Source organism: Paenibacillus physcomitrellae, assembly GCF_002240225.1.
GTDB lineage: Bacteria > Bacillota > Bacilli > Paenibacillales > Paenibacillaceae > Fontibacillus > Fontibacillus physcomitrellae.
This window is the reverse complement of record NZ_CP022584.1, coordinates 3,181,304-3,198,705: the sequence shown is the minus strand read 5'-3', so window position 1 is coordinate 3,198,705 and position 17,402 is coordinate 3,181,304. Positions and strand designations below refer to the sequence as shown.

Here is a 17,402-nt window from a genome sequence, read left to right as displayed (position 1 = left end):
GGATATGCTTTGCCGTACATCGAGACGATCAAAGCATTAGGGATTACCGATGACTATGGCAAGGCGAAGTTGAATCTTGCTGATAAGGTGACGAAGGAGCAGTTCCCGACGTTTCTTGTTCGCGTACATGGAAACAATGAGGAAGCCAAGAGTTTGCCTATTCAACCTTAAGTTTAAGACAGCTCTCGAGCGAAAAAATAATATACTCTGGAAAAATAGCGGCGTAAGGGAGGTGATCCCCTACGCCGCTATTTATTAAAGAAATGAATCTTTAGGTTTAATTAGGATGACTGTGGCTGTAGTGTGTTGTGGTAGAGCTGCAGTCTTGGTCACACTACTGACCTTAACACTATGTTCGCACTTGCTGCAATGTATTTCTGGCAACCAGCATATATCCCGCCCCTCGAATCGTAACAATTCTTTCAGGATGGGCAGGGTCAGCCTCGATTTTTTTGCGTAAATTACTGATGTGTACAGCGACCGTTCTCGTATCCTCCACACTTTCCATTCCCCAGATGAGCTGAAACAACGCATCTACACTAACGACACAGTTTACGTTTTGTGCCATATAGGATAGTAGACTGAACTCTCTTTTCGATAAAAAGATCGTTTCACTCCCCATGGTGACTGACTGGGCGTAGAAATCAAGTGTCAAACCTGGTAATTCCAACAGTTGTCCCTTTCTGCCCGTCGACACTCGGCGAAGGTGCGCCTTGATCTTGGCCATGAGTACGCCCGGACTGAACGGTTTGGTAACATAATCGTCGCCGCCATCGGACAATGCTCTGATTTTCACCTCATCTTCCTCACGGCTGCTCAAGAAAAGGATCGGCGCGTTCGTGTAGCTGCGTGCGTTCCTGCACCAATCCATGCCGTTATCATTAGCTAGCAATACATCCAGTACAATTAAATCTGGTTTGAACGATATAAGCAGTTTCATCGCTTCTGCCCCGCTATGACTGTAGGTGACTATGTAGCCCTCCCGCTCACAATATGCCTGAACAATCTCGCATATATGGGGATCATCATCGACGATCATAATTTTATGCGTGTCCATCTCACCGTCACCTTCCTTCTTCTGCAGTACAAGGAAACGATACATAGAATATCGCCCCCGTCTTGCCATCGCTCTCCGCTCGTATCGTTCCTCCATGCGCTTGGACGATTTCCCTGCAAATCGCCAGACCGAGCCCGCTTCCCTCTACTCCATTTTCCATGCCCGGTCGCTCATACCTGTAATTGCGATTGAAGATTTGCTCAAGCTGCTCTGGCGGAATACCCATTCCAGTGTCTTGTACACTAATGATTGCATAACGGATATCATCCACCTCTTTCACAGCTAGCGCAATACGCACCATCCCACCTCTGGGAGTGAACTTCATTGCATTCGACACCAGATTGAACAATGCTTGCTCTAATCTTTGCGTATCCATCTTAACAACAGGCAAGACAGGTTGTTTATCTTCCGCATCTCCGATATCCAGCGTGAAATCCAGACCTGCGTCACGCACAACCAGCTCATATTGCTCAAAAAAACTACGCAAGAAGTGAGTCACATCAACCGCCTTCATTCGGTACGAAACTTGTCCCGTCTCCAAATGTGACAAGAAGGACAACTCCTCAATCATGCGGTTAATTCTTATCGTGTTATCCCGGATATACTTCAAGTACTGTTCGTCGCGTTCCGGTTTGACCCTGTCCTGCACAGCTTCTACATAGCCGAGCATGCTGGACAGCGGCATACGCAGATCATGCGTAATATAGGCAAGGAGCTTCTTCCTCCCTTGCTCGGAATGAAGCACTCTGTCATACGAAGTGCGGAGATCATCATGAGCTGCGGATAAGGCCTGTGTGCGTTCGTGCACGGTCCGTTCCAAATTCATATTCATATCGGCCAGCTTGTTGTTAGCGTCCTGCAGTTCGCGTACCATCCTCTCCTCGTTCGCTGCAGACCTCGTAAATCTGGAAGAAAGCAGCATCATCTGTGCGATCGTAAACACCAACAGGCCAAGCGGAGAAGTATTCCCGATGGGTGACCATTCATTAAAATATAGAAAATCATTGATGACCGTAACCAAAGCAACCATCGATACCAATAGGAAAAACAGCGCTCCCTCCATATGCCGTACCGCCGATTGGACCAGCCCAACCATCAGATACAGCATGTGCAGAACAACGACCACACCGATCACCGTTAATAATTGGGTATAAAAAAGTGCAGGAGATGCCAGAACAACTAGACAGAGTGCACCAGTTACGATTTGCGAACCAAGACGAAACCATCGCGACACGGAATTCGGAAAAATGCAATTCGAGTACATAGTGATAATAAACCCACCGCTGCAAAGGGTCAGGTACTCCATTTTGAATTGGATTTCCCATGGAAACGACGGCCACAATTGGGTAAGAAAGTGGTCGCCGACCAGCAAGGATCGGATGCCGAACAATAAGGTAAACAACCCAAAATACAAGGGAGACTTGTCTTTGCGTCGTAGTACGAACAGCATCAGGTGATAGATGCCAATCACCAGCAGGCTTGCGGTCACGAACATTTCACCAGCGATGTTCAGATGGGTCCTGACCGTTAACACATCACTGCCGCCCAACTCGATAACCTTGGTGATGCCGCCTCGCTTATGATGGAAGTTCGCTACTTGCATTACCAGTTCTACAGTGTCATTCGCAGGCTGGAAGAACACCATCTTCGTTGCCAGTTGGGGGGTCACGCTGCTCTTGTCTTGACCTACGACACCGACTTCTGCCAGCAGCTCGCCATTCACCCACAATTTATATGCATGAAAAATAGTCGGAAGCCGGAGAGCAAGACGCTCATTTCGATCCTGCTCGCTAAGCTTAATGACCAACCGAAATGTTGAGAAGCCTGTACCTTTCAGCTTCTGACCATCTAACTTATAGCCTAACCAGGAGCCTGGGATGCTGATCCAGCGATCATTATTCCTATCCCTTGCTAAACGATTCTGAATGTCCTCAGGTGACAGCAGCTCTTGCCAGTAGAACGCCCACTCCCCTTCTAATTTTACCGGACTCTTACTGACATGCACCTGTGTTAAATCCAGAATGCCCTCTTCACTTTGCAGCTTTGAGGAATCCGACGCAGAGAAGACCGCAAAGCTTGCAAGCAGACCAACAACGGCAGCAGCAATAGAATAAATGAACGTACGAGAACTGAACCGGAGAGTTCCCCTCATGATGTCCCAAACCCCCATCTACAAGCGCACAAAAAGTAAGTTAATTATCTAAATAATAACATCATTCATAGAGAATGTACCTACAAAAATCCACATGTGTCGCCCCGTCAATCTGCGCCCAGGCGGCTCCTCACCGCAGGATCCGTAGCTCCAGGCACTCATTTTTCTGCAGAGAAATATTGGAAGCTCCATGTAAATCGCTAAGAGCACGAAATGGTGTACAGCTAGTCTAAAGAGGAGTGACCTTCCACAGAAAGAGGCAATTGATGATGATTAAGTAACATCGCAAAATTCCCAATACATAAATAATAAAGCTTTATTTAAAAAAAACGCCCAGAGGGCGTTTCTTCTAAAGCGGGTTAGGGAATATTGAGGTTGTTCACTAACCTTTAGATTAATTTATTTTCGCTTTTTGAAACCACTTAAAAAACTGGTCAATCAAGGATTCTTTTGGTTGGTAGTTTTCAAGGTCAGGAGTATAAAATTTATAATTCTTTTTCCCTTGAACCTTAGCTGCGTACATCGCTTTATCAGCATAATTGATAATCGATTCAAGGTTATCCCCATCTTCTGGATAACTTGAAATTCCAATACTAGGTGTTACGGATACATGCTGACCTGAGATAATGAAAGGCAAAGAAATACGTTGTAATATTCGATCAGCAATTAAGGTTATCTCTTCTTTACTTGTTTCTTCAAACACGATGATAAATTCATCGCCACCGATACGCGAGATAAAGTCTTCATCACGAATATTTTCATTTAATCTATTAGCGACTTGCTTAAGAAGAGCATCTCCAATATCATGTCCGTAAGAGTCATTAACATCTTTAAATCCGTCTAAATCAATAAACATAATCGTGACTTCATGTTCTTTTCGTATAGCACGAGAAAATGCCTTTTTAAAATGATTTTCCAGCATCCTCCGATTGGGCAATTCTGTTAAAGCATCATAGAAAGCCAGTTGTGCATATTTTTCCTCTTTTTCTTTTCGTTCCGTTACATCAAAAATCATACCATGGATTCTTTCAACTTCTTCAGACGAGTTTAAAATCGAATTTGTTCGCAATTCATTCCAACGGACTTGGCCTTCATTTTCAATTCTAAACTCCAATATAGTTGGAGTTCCAGATAGCCATTGATTTTTCATTTTCAAAAAATATTCTTTATCCTCCGGGTGAATATTCTCTTCTATTATTCTTATCCCATTTTGAAAATCCTGCATACCAAAATATTTAAGTCCTTGGAAATTTCCACCCATAAACCATATATTGTTCGAAATGGTAAATGAGAAAACAAATACATTAACATCGCCAATTAGCTTTTTAAACTCGGTTTCCGTATTTTGAAATTTCTCCGCTTCCGCTTCTAATAGTTGAATTCGCTTTTCTAAGTTTAACCTATATTTCTCCGAATTTTCATTCTTCATTGATAACCTTTTAATATTAGTACAGGCTGTATAAACAGGAATTAAAAATGTAAAGGGAAGAAGGTAAAGCAAAATTAATATCTCCCTAAAATGAAAATTTAGGTACATTACTGCTTCAATAGTAACAATTAAGACAATTGTAATACTTAAAATTTTTCTATTTAAAGACAATTAAATCACATCTCCATGTTATTATTAGCTATTCTAATAATAGCACAAAAGACGAAGTAGACCTAAATTTCGACAAACATCTTGCACAAAAATGCCGGGAGCAAGGTTCTTTTTTCCTCATTCATCGCTCCCTCATACAGTTTCATCAAAGCTCATAAGTGCCTTCAAGATGGGTTCTTTGTCGAATAAAACAGTAGTTTGCAGCTTTTCTATCTCTCGTTCAATATGCTGAATTGTTTGCTTTCCAACGTCCCAGATAACCGATTGTAAACAGATGCTGCCAGTTCTTTCGCATAATACGCATCCTCCTGCATTCGTTGCTTCTCTAACATTTTTTTCAAGCCTGTTCGCTGTATGCCTAAGTCCTTTTGTAAATGGACAACACTTTTCTCTTCCTCGCCTTCGAGTCGTTCCAGAATGCCGTTTACTATAGTTTTCTCCGCCATCAATCACAACGACGATTTCCCTGAACAATAAGATGACAGCCTTCTTAAATAAGTACTCGGTATGTAAATGCAGAGGGGGTGCAATATAAGTACAACCGATTACTTTGAAGGGGGATACCATTTTGAAACCAAACAACCCATTAAGCTCATCAGAATTAGGCACGCTTTGGCTTACGTACCAAGAAAAGACGATGATTCTTAGGTTCCTGGAGTATGGATCGGCTACACTTAGTTGGACATAAAAATTAGGGGCTAGTAGAATGAAATCATTACAACGAGGAGCGGATCTACTATGCCAAGAGAAAGACGTACATTTACAGCAGAATTTAAGAGACAAATGGTCCAGTTATATGAAAACGGGAAATCAAGAGCTGCCACCCGTAAAAGAATATGAGCTTAGTCCCTCCGCGCTCGATCGCTGGATCAAACAAGCTCAGACCTCAGGCTCGTTTTCTGAAAAAGACAATAGAAGTGCTGAAGAGAATGAACTTATCGCTCTTCGTAAGCGAGTGCAACGACTTGAAATGGAGAATGACATTTTAAAGCAAGCCGCGCTGATCATGGGACGAAAGTAAGGATCATTAAACAAAATAGTGATAAATACTCGGTATCAGCAATGTGCAAAGTCCTACAAATCGCGAAAAGCACTTTTTATTATGAAGCGAGTGAGAAAGAAAACGAAGATGAAAGTATCCTTACGGTGGCTATTGTCGAGATCTTTCAAAGCAACCGCCAAGCCTACGGGACACGGAAGATTAAAACGAAACTTCAGGAGCAAGGATACACGGTTTCCAGGCGCCGAATTGGGCGGATTATGAAAGAGCAAGGTCTTGTGTCCACGTACACCATTGCCCAGTATAAGCCGCAGAGAACGGCTTGTAACGATGCAAACACAGCCAATGTATTGAAACGCGAGTTCAACCAAACGGAAGTGAAACGCTTTGTCGTTAGCGATCTGACGTATGTGAAAGTCCAGCATAAGTGGCATTACATTTGCGTATTGATTGACTTATTTAACAGAGAAATCATTGGTCACAGTGCAGGTCCACATAAGGACGCTGCTCTAATTTCCCGTGCCTTTGCTACAGTAGAAGGCGACTTAAGCAACATTCAGTGGTTCCACACGGACCGGGGAAGTGAGTTTAAAAACCAGAGTATTGATGCGTTGTTAAAGACTTTTAACATTGGCCGTTCGCTAAGCATGAAGGGCTGTCCTTACGACAATTCCGTTGCTGAAGCGACGTACAAAGTCATGAAAACCGAGTTCATTAACCAGATGACGTTCCAGAGTCTCCACCATCTAAAGGTAGAATTATATGATTATGTGAACTGGTTTAACAAACACCGGGTTCATGGTTCACTAGGTTACATGACGCCCGTTCAGTACAAAGCTGCGGCCCTTAAAAAAGTTGTCTGATTTACTGTTGACAGTCCCTGTAGCTGATTATTTCTAGTAACATGGATTGTGGTTCATACTTCGTGATTATGATTCCCCCATCTGAACCACCAAGGGTTCCGTTAAAGATCCCGTAGCAGACGTTCAGTCCCCAATGGATGCCAGTGTCCACCCAAATCGAATCGGTTTTAAAAATCGTATAGGTTAACGAGAGTCCGAGAATAAGAGAGAACAGTGTGTTAGTTATACTGAACCCTTCATTCCAGGAGTCGTCTAGGGAATAAAGTATAAGCGAAATGAAAAACACCAATTTCAAGGGTATTCTTTCTTTTAAATGCCCAAACACATACCCTCGGATGATGATGTCATTTAAAAAGGATCCGACAAAAAATGTGAGGATTACCATCAAAAATGCCAGAAACATTTCTGTGAAGGATTTACTACCAATCATTTTTAAACCACCAAAAAGATAAACGAGCATATACTTCATCAGTCAAAATGAAAAAACCGATAATAAAACCAACTATCATATTCTTCCACCATTTTAAATGGAAGATAATTCCATTAGTTTCAGAGGTGATTTATTTTGAATGGAATTGATTTTGGTAGCTATCTAAAATCCATACGAAAATCAAAAAAAGTCCCATCCAAAGAATTATCCATTAGAGTGGGAAAAGCCGTTACTTATGTATCACAAATTGAACGAGGTCTTATAAAAAAGCCTGACTTCTACGGGAACTTAATATCGAGGAAAAACAAATAGAGGTTGTCCTCGCTTTTTACAATATCCTTTCACCAGATAGAATTGAAGCCGAAGTTGAAATGGCTATCAAACGAAATGAACTGGAACAAAGGGAAATAGATGATGACCCAGAAGGTTATGCAGAAAGGCAACTAGCGGAAATACTTGGGGAAAGAGTTGCTTCTAAAAAGGAAGAACTATTCACTATTAATAATCAGTTTCACAGAATGATTAACCTGCTCATTGAGAAGGATACGTTCAGAGCAGAGCGAGTCCTACGGAACCTGAATAAATTGACAATAAATGTTGAGTTTCTCGACTTTTTTTGTTCTCTCTTTGATTACAATTACACGTACTTAACTACAGATGAAAGAACAGAATTAATTGATTACATTGGGGGTTATTTGATGAATAGAGTTGCGGTCTATGTTCGAGTAAGTACAGAAGAACAAGCAGACGAAGGATATTCTATTGAAGGTCAACTTCAAATGGCTAAAGAATACTGTGATAATAAAGGGTTAAATATTGTAGGTCGATACCAAGACGAAGGAATAAGCGGAAAAGATATAAAGGGTAGACATGATATGCAACGATTACTAGGTCGTGTCTGAAAACTCATCATTGAGTCAATTTGAAAATGGCAGCAACGTGTACAAAAGCCAGGAATGACTTGGCTAACTTGTCGTAACGAGTAGCCACACGGCGAAAGTGTTTAATTTTATTGAAAAAGCACTCCACTAAGTGGCGTTCTTTGTAGCGATACCAATCGACTTTCCATGGGTTTTGACTATTCGTTTTAGGCGGAATGGTGTAGGATGCCTGCTTCGTTGTAATCCAATTCCGAAACGCTTCTGAGCCATAAGCTTTGTCGCCAAGAATATGACTTCCTGTAATATCAAGCTTCTGAAGTAAATCGATCGCTGGAACGGAATCGTAGACTTGACCACCCGTCAGAAGAAAAGCAAGGGGGTTTCCTAATCCATCGACGACAGTGTGAAGTTTGGTAGTCTTTCCGCCACGACTGACGCCGATGTGCTGATTCACTTCATGTCCTGTGGCGTTTTTTTAGCACCGGCACTATGTTGATGGGCTTTGACCGATGTAGAATCAATGCTCAAGTTTTCAAAGTCAGGTTCGACCTGAAGCGTTTGGAAGATCGCGACAAGCAGTCCGGTATCTCGCCACTTGCAGAAGCGACTGTAGACCGTTTTCCATGAACCATAGCGTTCCTCCGGTAGATCGCGCCAGGCAGCACCACTTCGAGCGATCCATAGAAACGCGTTAAACATGGTTCGTTCACCTAATTTTGACGGACGTCCTGTTTTGTAGGGGGGAAACATGTCTTTAATCTGTTCCCACTGTTCATCGCTTAATTCGTACCGTCTTTGAATCATGTATGACGCCCCATTCGTTTTCTCAAATCTTACCACATTATTTAGTTTTCAGACACATCCTAGCTGATTGTGATAAAAATATCTTTGATTATGTGCTAGTTTGGAAGCTAACTCGACTTGCAAGAAGTCAAAGAGATACATTAAATATCCTTGATGTTTTTGAGAAATCTAACATTACACTATTAAGTTGTACAGAAACCTTTGATTTTAGTACACCGGCTGGAAAAATGTCCTTTCACTTACTGGCATCAGTAGCTGAATATGAGAGAAATAACATTGTAGAGAACGTCAAGATGGGGATGAAAACGAGAGCAAAAAATGGCTTATGGAATGGTGGAAGTATGCTCGGTTACAAATCCGTGAATAAAAAGTTAGTTATTATTGAAAGCGAAGCCTTTATTGTTCGTGAAATTTTCAATATGTATCTAAGTGGAAGAGGATTTAAAGCAATTGCACATCAGTTAAACCGCCTTGGATATAAAACCAAAAGAGGTGTAGCCTTCTCGATAAACTCCGTCCGCACAATTATATTAAATCCCGCATACGCAGGTTTTATACGCTTTAATAAGCAACAGGATTGGAATGAGAAGAGACGTAAAGGGATAAATCCAGAACCGATAGTTCAGCTTGGTGAACATGATGCCATAATAAGTATGGAAACATGGGATAAAGCACAAGAAATATTTATGCTAAAATCTTCAAAGCCCACAAAGACCTTTGATGGTCATTTCCCATTAACTACTTTACTCAGATGTCCAGCATGCGGACAGGGGATGATTGGTCATAGAAGTAAGAGAACAAAAGGCTCAGGTGAGTACCTAAGATATTATATTTGTGGTACATCCCATTATAAGGGTTCTACTGTTTGTCGTGCCAATTCTATTAGAGCCGATTACGCTGAACAATATGTATTTTTTAAACTTGAAGAAATTACTACCAATGAATACATTCTGAAATCTCTAGTTGACAATGTCAATAGTAAGATTTCTAGCATAAAAGAGCCAATATTAACCCAGCATAAAATCACTCTAGACGAAATCAAGAAAGTCCGTTTCAATGCTGACAAATATCTCAGTTTGTTCGAGAATGATGCGTTGGACATTGTCTTTGTAAAAGAAAAAATAAACAGATTGCAGGATGAATTAAAACTTCTTGAATCTAGAAAAGTCGATTTAGAAAGACAACTAGCACAACCGACAGTAAAAGAATTGTCTTTTAACGAAGTTTACGGTATTCTCTCAAACTTCTCAAAGCTTATGGATATTACTCCACCAGAACAACAAAAGACTATCTTGAACCAGTTAATTTCAAAAATTACAGTGAATGCTGGTGATAAGATTGAACAAAGAAGCATCAAGGACATTGAGTTGTTCTTTGATGCTTCACAAAACGATAACTTTGTGCTTACTTATGATACGGTTCACCGTATCATCTATAGAGCGAAATAGAAAGGCACCCTCACGGGTGCCTCAATAATAATGTGTTCTTCTTGATGCTTTACTAAATATCAGTGATATGTGAAAAGGGTGCGACAATGGTCTCAGTTGAAGTTATAATGCCGTTCTCAACATGTACATCAACATTCTCTGGCTGAGTATGGATTAACTCCTTTTGAGCTAATGGCCTTAATGCCTCAATAACTTCAAGTACAGGAAAATCACGACGCTGCTCAAGAAACCGGCAGACTTGCCTATCTGCTGGACGGGGAAGGAAAACTTCCCTCGGTACCTTAGCATCAGCTGTCAAGAACTGCTTCACTATCTGCCATCCTGAATAGAAGATTTCCATAAATGATTCATCATAAGGTAGGGGGCAAATAACAAGATTTTTAGTCTCATGAAGATAAACCTTATCACTCTTTCCCTGTTTTGTGGGGACTATCCCTAACCTAAGACCGCTTGCATGCTCTAACTCGTTTGCGTTTATCTTGACTGTCGTACCTACCCATTGATCTGGAAGAGTTCGCCCTAAGAAGAGATCTGCCTTCCATAACCCGTTGATACTATTGGGTAAAGCGGCTCGTAGTGTTCTATATCTAAATGCAGCTGCAACTGCATCAATATGCTTTTTCAACCTTACTGGTTGGCCTTTGCTTCCAGATAACAGTCTTGACTCATTAGTAAGATTGTCCTTTATTGATTTAATTAATTGAATGGATCCTGATTTTTCAGCGCCAAAAAGAAGTGATTTTACGTCACCATGTTTTATTTTACAAAATTTGGAAAGTGCATGGTCTATCCTTGAAATTACCGGTTGGAACTCAGTCAAAATAGCATCATGAACAGCGTACTCAAAGCAAATCCCAACATCTCCGCTTCCTTCCCTATAGATACGAGGCAGTTGGCGCAGTTTTATATTTTCATATCCACCAGCATCATCTATAGCTTCGTTTTTCTGAGCGTAAAGTAGTCCTTTAAGTATAGGTAAAACTACAGCTATTAATGCTTGAACCTCATCAGTTATCTTTTCTGCCTGATACTCTCTACGTATTTCAATCATATTGAATGTCCCCCTCGGTTTCCTGACCCTTATCTATATTAAACAAACACTGCCTATCCGCTTAAGGTATAGGATTTCGGCCTGTAAACAACCAATTCAATACTTCACTCAATACTGATCATCTTTCTTGTCCACACTTTTATCTTAACAGATCTATCCTACAACAAATGGGCATATTTTCCTATGTAAATATCAGTGAATCTACAATGAAGTTTGTTGGACGAAAACAAGCGTTCTATTATACAATATAGCTGCTAGATATCATATCGCACGTATGTTCTGTTTCACAGCAAAACCGACTTTTAGATCTGTCGGATTGGAGGCGTTTTATGCTTACTCTCAACAAGCAAAATGAGTTATATTCTGAATTAATGCTTACACAAATAGACTTTCTTCGTCAGCAAGTGAGTAAAGCTACACAAAAACAAACCAAATCGAGCCTCGGCCAATTCTTTACAGAGCCTAGGTTAGCTTCTTTTATGAGTGATATGTTCGCATTAAACGTTCCTCACGTTAAGCTGCTTGATCCCGGAGCTGGAATCGGCATTCTTACAACTGCAGCAGTCACTCAACTCTGTAGAAACAAAAAAAAGCCTTTAAGTATTGAGGTAATTGCGGTTGAAATTGATGAGAACTTAATTGAGTATCTACGAAGCACTTTGGAATTCTGCAAAAAAATATGCTCACTTAATGGAATAGATTTTAAGTATTCAATAGTCCAAGGTGACTTTATAGAATATGGCATTTCCTTATTAAAGGACACCTGCGGATGCTTTAACAAAGTAATCATGAATCCGCCATACAAGAAAATAAGCAGTAAATCAAAAACAAGAAGCACCTTAAGAGAAGCCGGCATTGAGACGACAAATTTATATACCGCTTTTGTTGCAATTTCTAAGAGGCTCCTGGCCAGAGAGGGCGAGTTAATTGCTATTACTCCCCGCAGCTTCTGCAATGGGACTTATTTCAAACCATTTAGGTTAGACTTTCTCGGCGATATGGTTTTTAGAAAGATTCATCTCTTTAATTCAAGAACCGATGCCTTTAAAGACGATGAAGTCCTTCAAGAAAATATCATCTACCATGCCATTAAGAGTGACCAGATTGGCAATGTGATCATAACTTCATCCGACAATTTAGATACTGAAGTGTCAACGCATAAATTAAGCTATGACCAGTTGATCCATCCAGAAGACACGGAAAAGTTTATCCGAATCTTGCGTGATGAAGACGACTTAAAAGTCAAAAGACTAATGGAGAAAATTACAGGTTCTCTTGCCGACTTAGGCATAAGTGTATCTACTGGGAGGGTTGTCGACTTCCGTACAAAAGAAAATCTAAGAGATCAAATCACGGAGGATGCTGTCCCGCTGATTTACCCCACTCATTTTCATGAGGGATACTTGAGATGGCCTATCACCCCCGCTGACAAGCCAAATGCAATTATGAAAAACGATCAAACAGCTAAAATGTTAGTTCCAAGAGGAAACTACGTACTCATTCGGAGGTTTTCACCAAAAGAGGACAAGCGCCGGATTGTCCCCGCTGTATATGATGAGAATCAAATGAGATTCGAGTATGTTGGGTTTGAGAATCACATTAATTTTTATCACCAAAACGGTTCTGGGTTGTCGTTAAATCTTGCTAAGGGACTTGCTATCTATCTAAGTTCAACCCTTGTGGATTCTTTCTTCAGACAATTTAATGGACATACCCAAGTTAATGTAGGGGATTTAAAAAGCTTGCCTTATCCCTCCTACGAAATGCTTCTCCAAATGGGAGAATCCTTTGAGGAATTCCTCCCTAACCAGCAGGAAATTGATGGGGTTGTTTCTCGTGTCTTAGGAATATAGCGGTATAAAGGGGAAATGGGCAGTAGCCCATTTCCTTTATTCACATATCCAACAAATCGTTCAAAGCAAATCGTTCAAAGTTTGCTTCTTCTCTTTCTTATCTACTAGGTGCAGAATTCTTTCAGGTTCATCCGCAAACCAAACAAAGGACCCCCAAGCAATGCTGCTCTGCACTTTGCGATAGGCGGGGTCAGAGCGTGAGGCAAATACGGTTACGAATGTGCACTCCTCTTCCGTTAGTTGACTCCCCTTTGCAAGCTCTAGCAACTTTCTTTTTCGCGTATTAGATATGGGTCCGTCTGTATGCACAATTTCAATAAACACGAGTCGAAATCCCTGTGATCCTGTTTCTGCGATTATAAGATCCGGCAGGGTTTTCTTAGGATCGATTTTTAGACCTATTCTATCTAAACCTTTCCCGAACTCCCTGTGAACTTTATCAGCCGACTCGCTGATTAAAAGAACTTCGGGTTTTTCTAAGAAATTCTGAGCAAATACCTCGACAGCTGCTTTCGTAAGCACCGAGCTTTTTCCAGGTGCCATTGGATGCTTGATATGTCCAAACTCCACATATATATCACTTCGTAGCTCCTGTTCCTTTAAGCTCTGCAATATAAGTGCACCTTTCGCTAAGTGAGCAGTTCTCCATATCAAAATTAACTCTTCTAGCTCTGCTTCATCTAAAAGAGGATTTAACAAATTTGCAAAATCCCTCGCTAGATAATATCTAGGCTTAGATGAGGTAACTGGAACACCTGGTACCTCGTCAACAGCACCGATTTGCCTTAAAGCGGCTATGGTATCATCTCGAATAGGTTCACGGGTATTCTCACTGTACCATCTTCCTGGGAAATTAGGCTTTTTAGGTCCAAGCACAAGTAAGCGCCATGATTCCCTCGCCTTTCGAGATTGCTGCAAACATTGTTCGTCAGTCATAACGGTTACCATTGATGGACGAATTCTTCCATCCTCTCCATCTATTGCGTAAGCGTAGAGCATGACAAATACTGTTCGAGCGGCAGTTATGTTCCTAGCATGGTTAGAGTTCTCAACATTTTCGGGAATAATTGCCTGCAATCTCTCTTTAATAAATTCAACATCAGGTAATGAGCTTTCGTACCAGTTAGTAATAAGAATCCCTCCCTTGTTATGGAGAATCTTACCACATTATTTAATCGTCTGCAATGTTAATTTTAACACTCCAGACAATCCCTTATGAGAAACCATGGATAGAAAGGATGATTTTCTTGGACAATCACATTCACTTACTCCTTCAACTTTTAAAAGAGGAATTTCAATACAAATACAATGACTTCGCACAATCAAATAGAGATAACTGCTGGATTATGGCGGCAGCTCTCTCGCTGTACAATGAAACTCCCACACCAAATGGAGATAAACCTACTCATATCGTACGCCTCGTGCTACGAACAACCGATGAAACAGGCACAAACGACTACGTAGACGGAACAGACGTCTACGTTAGGCTAGACCAAGAAAACCAGATAGCAGATTTCGTGTGGGAGGACCTCTGGGCAGAGGGACCTCCCATTTTTCATGGCGGGACGATCCCCGATGCACTCCGATGGGTACGAGAACTCGCAGAACCTTTCTACATTCAGCTTAGGGACCCGTTCCTGACACCTGAGCAGTGGATTTCCCTGAACGGCCATGACAAGGCCTTCGCCGAGCCACAGTTTAAGGACAATCAGAAGGAAGACAGATGCATGATAGACGATGAACTTGACCTACCCTTCTGACCAAACAGAATTTCGTCAATTACGTCGATTCCGACAAGTCAGCTATCAAAACGAAAAAGGAGGAGCCCACAATGGCCCTAACCATCAGTGAGAATAAGAAAAAATTCGTCGTTGCTTACATTAACGATCACTTCGACGAGCACATGTCACACTTCCCCTACGCCAAATACCCAACCGAACCGCTCAACCAGTGGCGCGAGCAGTTTTCCGATCCGAAGGCAGTCGACCCGAAGACGATTCGCACAGCGCTGTTCTGGCGCGGAGGATTCTGGCAGCGGAAGGACGCGCCCTACGCCCAGCGACAGACTGCCCTGTCCGTCGTCAGGTTATGGCCAGAGTTCATGCGGGAGGAGGCTGCTGAACCTGCCCATGTGTTCGACTTCTGGACAAGCAGGCTCGAAAACGGCCCCCTCGCCTTCGATACTGCCTCATTTCTCGCCCACCTGATCTGCCCTGACTCGCTAGAACTGGCGGATACACAGCGGTTAGAAGCGATACGGGACCTCCTCAAGGAGATCGGGCATGAAGGCGGCGAGCCTGACACCGACAGCAGCCTGGATGGACTCCTGCGTTACACTGACTTTTTCCGGGCACTGCTCCCTAAGATGCAAACCAAGGATTCGGATAGGGCGCGTGTGCAGCTAGACCGCTTTATGAAGGCGTACGGGAATCGGCACGCGCTATCCAAACTGGCGGGTAAGACTCTGCCCACCATCGAGCCTATGATCCGATCCCTGAACTGGGAAGCTGTCGACAGCAAGAAATACGCTCCTGAACGAATTGAGGGAAGGGCAAATGCGGATGTCTTGTTCGCCTGCCTGCTCCTCGCCCTCGATAGGCAGCCGAAACGCAAGGAAAAACTGACCGTCGGGGAGGTTGCTGAACTTGTCCCGCTAGGAAGCGGCGGGATTTGCAATCCCGGCAGCTACCACTACGCAATGATCGCCCTGTTTGGGGGCCAGAAGGGACGGGACTTCTTTACATTCGAGGATGAGACGCTACACGCGGCGTTCACCGCTCAGGCCAACCAATCGAGCCGGGACATGCGCTTCTACCGTAAGCATTCGGATGCATCTGTCACCATCAATCAGAAGTACGCCCGTTCTTGACCCAAGTTTGCGTCATTTGCGTCGACGGCGACAAGGACGGTACCGACGCTTCTTGGAACACCAACAAATCCTGAACAACATCAATTTCCATTGAAAAGGAGACTCACGCATGTCCAACAAAATCCGGATTGCCCAACTGACAAAGCAGGCAGATCACCTGCTCGAGCAGGTCGAGGCGTCACAAAACCCGTTGACCGGCATTCTGCTTCATGTCGGCAAGCAGTCTCTTAGCCTCAAAATCTCCACCGCATTCTCGGTGGCAATTGAAGCTCATTGCCAGTTCGAAAAAGCAGACCGCAAGCTCTTGAAGTGCAGGTTCAGTCTCGATTATGAGCGCTCTGGCCGTAACAAAAAATAGAAAGGCGAGCGCTGCGGCCTACGCCGCCCGCTCGCCCCCTTCTCACGATTCGCGCTCTTCTTTCCTGTCAAACGTATCGAACATGTCCTTCACCATCCGATGCACAAGCCTGATTTCCGGTAGACTTCTTTCCTGAAGGAGAGACAGGTGTATCTCTAGCAAGTCCTGTTTTGCCGCTTCTTCACTTAAATCCACGACCTCATCCAATTTTCCAAACTTAAGAGCCTCCACGGGGTCGGCCCCTAAGGCCGACATGATTTTTTCCAGCGAGTTCAGCGATATGTTTCGACTTCCTCGCTCCACGCCTCCGATATACGAATCCTGTAGCTCGGCCAATTCCGCCAGCCTAGCCTGCGACAGTCCTTTTTGCACTCTTAGCTGTTTGATTCTCGCGCCTACCAGCGTCAAAAAATCAGACATTGAAACCACCACCCTATAAACCAAGGGTAGGAAATATAACGAGCGCGATACAGAGCATCAAACTATAAGAAAATGTTGTAATAATAACTTATAAGTTCTTATAATGAGAATAGATAACCTATAGTACCTAAGACACTCATTCGACATATTACTTACAAGGGTACGGATCAGTATGACGGAAGGGGGAGCAGAGAAAGACATTACGTGTATAGTCCTCTTGTCAATCAAAACTACGATAAAATAGGAGCGTTTAGAATTGAGCACATTTGGAATTATTATTGGTCTCATTATTGGCATTGTACTTTTTATCTTACTGAATCGGGTTCTTAGCATTACATTCGCAGGATTCTATGGCTTTTTTGTCGTTCTTGGCATTTGCGCCATGATTGGAATCGCCATTGTAGAATGGGGAATTGGCTTTGTCAGACACCATTACATCTGGACCGCCATCATTGTACTTGCCCTGGCTCTAATTGCATATGGAGCTAAAAAGGGAGGCCCCGATAACCAGTAAGAAATAAGTTTTAGCGAATTATAGCAACAAAGTCATGGGAAGGATTTACCTGCATTGTGGAGAAATATAGTACTTGATGTTGATAATATTTAAAGAGGGGTT

General features: G+C 42.5%; 17 protein-coding genes and 1 pseudogene. 9 read left to right on the top strand and 9 right to left on the bottom strand.

Features of this window, described 5'->3' with window-relative positions; all coding sequences use genetic code 11:
- Nucleotides 1–9 precede the first annotated feature (9 nt).
- Complete coding sequence (locus tag CBE73_RS22185; RefSeq protein WP_174704734.1) at nt 10–171, top strand: hypothetical protein; 162 nt, start codon at nt 10–12, stop codon at nt 169–171.
- A 178-nt stretch (nt 172–349) separates the two neighbouring features.
- Here the strand turns inward: CBE73_RS22185 and CBE73_RS14545 are convergent, their stop codons facing one another.
- From CBE73_RS14545 to CBE73_RS21955, 4 genes are all read right to left on the bottom strand, one after another.
- A complete protein-coding gene (locus CBE73_RS14545) occupies nt 350–1,102 on the bottom strand; it encodes a response regulator transcription factor (protein ID WP_229752613.1) in 753 nt (250 codons plus the stop codon).
- Nucleotides 1,065–3,209, bottom strand: coding sequence for a sensor histidine kinase (locus tag CBE73_RS14540; protein ID WP_094094815.1), 2,145 nt, complete (start codon nt 3,207–3,209; stop codon nt 1,065–1,067). The genes CBE73_RS14545 and CBE73_RS14540 overlap by 38 nt, the downstream gene beginning before the upstream one ends.
- 394 nt (nt 3,210–3,603) lie before the next feature.
- Complete coding sequence (locus CBE73_RS14535) at nt 3,604–4,809, bottom strand: sensor domain-containing diguanylate cyclase (protein WP_094094814.1); 1,206 nt, start codon at nt 4,807–4,809, stop codon at nt 3,604–3,606.
- A 132-nt stretch (nt 4,810–4,941) separates the two neighbouring features.
- Nucleotides 4,942–5,418 (bottom strand): hypothetical protein, encoded by a 477-nt coding sequence (locus tag CBE73_RS21955; RefSeq protein WP_174704733.1) that lies wholly within the window; start codon nt 5,416–5,418, stop codon nt 4,942–4,944.
- A 129-nt stretch (nt 5,419–5,547) separates the two neighbouring features.
- On the opposite strand from CBE73_RS21955, the pseudogene CBE73_RS14525 reads away from it, so the two are divergent.
- Nucleotides 5,548–6,672, top strand: a pseudogene (locus CBE73_RS14525) (IS3 family transposase).
- A 1-nt stretch (nt 6,673) separates the two neighbouring features.
- On the opposite strand, the gene CBE73_RS22680 reads toward CBE73_RS14525, so the two are convergent.
- Complete coding sequence (locus tag CBE73_RS22680) at nt 6,674–7,057, bottom strand: CPBP family intramembrane glutamic endopeptidase (protein ID WP_425320418.1); 384 nt, start codon at nt 7,055–7,057, stop codon at nt 6,674–6,676.
- Between the two features lie 416 nt (nt 7,058–7,473).
- On the opposite strand from CBE73_RS22680, the gene CBE73_RS22440 reads away from it, so the two are divergent.
- Entirely contained in the window at nt 7,474–8,004 is a 531-nt protein-coding gene (locus CBE73_RS22440) for a recombinase family protein (RefSeq protein ID WP_229752614.1), read from the top strand.
- Between the two features lie 7 nt (nt 8,005–8,011).
- On the opposite strand, the gene CBE73_RS14510 is transcribed toward CBE73_RS22440, so the two are convergent.
- Nucleotides 8,012–8,787 (bottom strand): IS5 family transposase gene (locus CBE73_RS14510; RefSeq protein ID WP_174704732.1). Its coding sequence is split into 2 segments (ribosomal slippage): nt 8,012–8,439 and nt 8,439–8,787, totalling 777 coding nucleotides; the frame shifts between segments, so codons are not numbered across the junction.
- A 2-nt stretch (nt 8,788–8,789) separates the two neighbouring features.
- On the opposite strand from CBE73_RS14510, the gene CBE73_RS14505 reads away from it, so the two are divergent.
- On the top strand, nt 8,790–10,235 hold the full coding sequence (locus CBE73_RS14505; RefSeq protein ID WP_094094811.1) for a recombinase family protein: 1,446 nt from the start codon (nt 8,790–8,792) through the stop codon (nt 10,233–10,235).
- A 52-nt stretch (nt 10,236–10,287) separates the two neighbouring features.
- On the opposite strand, the gene CBE73_RS14500 is transcribed toward CBE73_RS14505, so the two are convergent.
- On the bottom strand, nt 10,288–11,286 hold the full coding sequence (locus tag CBE73_RS14500) for a hypothetical protein (protein ID WP_217349717.1): 999 nt from the start codon (nt 11,284–11,286) through the stop codon (nt 10,288–10,290).
- A gap of 329 nt (nt 11,287–11,615) precedes the next feature.
- On the opposite strand from CBE73_RS14500, the gene CBE73_RS14495 reads away from it, so the two are divergent.
- Entirely contained in the window at nt 11,616–13,139 is a 1,524-nt protein-coding gene (locus tag CBE73_RS14495) for an Eco57I restriction-modification methylase domain-containing protein (protein WP_094094810.1), read from the top strand.
- Nucleotides 13,140–13,199: 60 nt separating this feature from the next.
- On the opposite strand, the gene CBE73_RS14490 is transcribed toward CBE73_RS14495, so the two are convergent.
- Nucleotides 13,200–14,216, bottom strand: coding sequence for a BsuBI/PstI family type II restriction endonuclease (locus CBE73_RS14490; protein ID WP_094094809.1), 1,017 nt, complete (start codon nt 14,214–14,216; stop codon nt 13,200–13,202).
- A 170-nt stretch (nt 14,217–14,386) separates the two neighbouring features.
- Here CBE73_RS14490 and CBE73_RS14485 point away from each other — a divergent pair, with 170 nt between their 5' ends.
- The 3 genes from CBE73_RS14485 to CBE73_RS14475 all read left to right on the top strand — a co-directional run bounded on the left by CBE73_RS14485 (nt 14,387) and on the right by CBE73_RS14475 (nt 16,366).
- A complete protein-coding gene (locus tag CBE73_RS14485) occupies nt 14,387–14,899 on the top strand; it encodes a hypothetical protein (RefSeq protein WP_157739573.1) in 513 nt (170 codons plus the stop codon).
- Nucleotides 14,900–14,970: 71 nt separating this feature from the next.
- Nucleotides 14,971–16,008, top strand: a complete 1,038-nt coding sequence (locus tag CBE73_RS14480) for a hypothetical protein (protein ID WP_094094807.1) — start codon at nt 14,971–14,973, stop codon at nt 16,006–16,008.
- 109 nt (nt 16,009–16,117) lie between these two features.
- Complete coding sequence (locus CBE73_RS14475; protein WP_094094806.1) at nt 16,118–16,366, top strand: hypothetical protein; 249 nt, start codon at nt 16,118–16,120, stop codon at nt 16,364–16,366.
- Nucleotides 16,367–16,408: 42 nt separating this feature from the next.
- On the opposite strand, the gene CBE73_RS14470 is transcribed toward CBE73_RS14475, so the two are convergent.
- Nucleotides 16,409–16,786, bottom strand: a complete 378-nt coding sequence (locus CBE73_RS14470) for a helix-turn-helix domain-containing protein (RefSeq protein ID WP_094094805.1) — start codon at nt 16,784–16,786, stop codon at nt 16,409–16,411.
- A gap of 256 nt (nt 16,787–17,042) precedes the next feature.
- Between CBE73_RS14470 and CBE73_RS14465 the strand changes: the two genes are divergently transcribed.
- Nucleotides 17,043–17,300: a hypothetical protein gene (locus CBE73_RS14465; RefSeq protein WP_094094804.1), complete on the top strand. Its 258-nt coding sequence runs from the start codon at nt 17,043–17,045 to the stop codon at nt 17,298–17,300.
- Nucleotides 17,301–17,402 lie beyond the last annotated feature (102 nt).

Bases quoted from the DNA above. Each gene is read 5' to 3' on its own strand.
- CBE73_RS14505 (WP_094094811.1), top strand. From the start codon at position 8,790: ATGACGCCCCATTCGTTTTCTCAAATCTTACCACATTATTTAGTTTTC.
- CBE73_RS14545 (WP_229752613.1), bottom strand. From the start codon at position 1,102: ATGTATCGTTTCCTTGTACTGCAGAAGAAGGAAGGTGACGGTGAGATG.
- CBE73_RS14470 (WP_094094805.1), bottom strand. From the start codon at position 16,786: ATGTCTGATTTTTTGACGCTGGTAGGCGCGAGAATCAAACAGCTAAGA.
- CBE73_RS14500 (WP_217349717.1), bottom strand. From the start codon at position 11,286: ATGATTGAAATACGTAGAGAGTATCAGGCAGAAAAGATAACTGATGAG.
- CBE73_RS14480 (WP_094094807.1), top strand. From the start codon at position 14,971: ATGGCCCTAACCATCAGTGAGAATAAGAAAAAATTCGTCGTTGCTTAC.
- CBE73_RS14540 (WP_094094815.1), bottom strand. From the start codon at position 3,209: ATGAGGGGAACTCTCCGGTTCAGTTCTCGTACGTTCATTTATTCTATT.
- CBE73_RS22680 (WP_425320418.1), bottom strand. From the start codon at position 7,057: ATGGTAATCCTCACATTTTTTGTCGGATCCTTTTTAAATGACATCATC.
- CBE73_RS14495 (WP_094094810.1), top strand. From the start codon at position 11,616: ATGCTTACTCTCAACAAGCAAAATGAGTTATATTCTGAATTAATGCTT.
- CBE73_RS14475 (WP_094094806.1), top strand. From the start codon at position 16,118: ATGTCCAACAAAATCCGGATTGCCCAACTGACAAAGCAGGCAGATCAC.
- CBE73_RS22440 (WP_229752614.1), top strand. From the start codon at position 7,474: ATGGCTATCAAACGAAATGAACTGGAACAAAGGGAAATAGATGATGAC.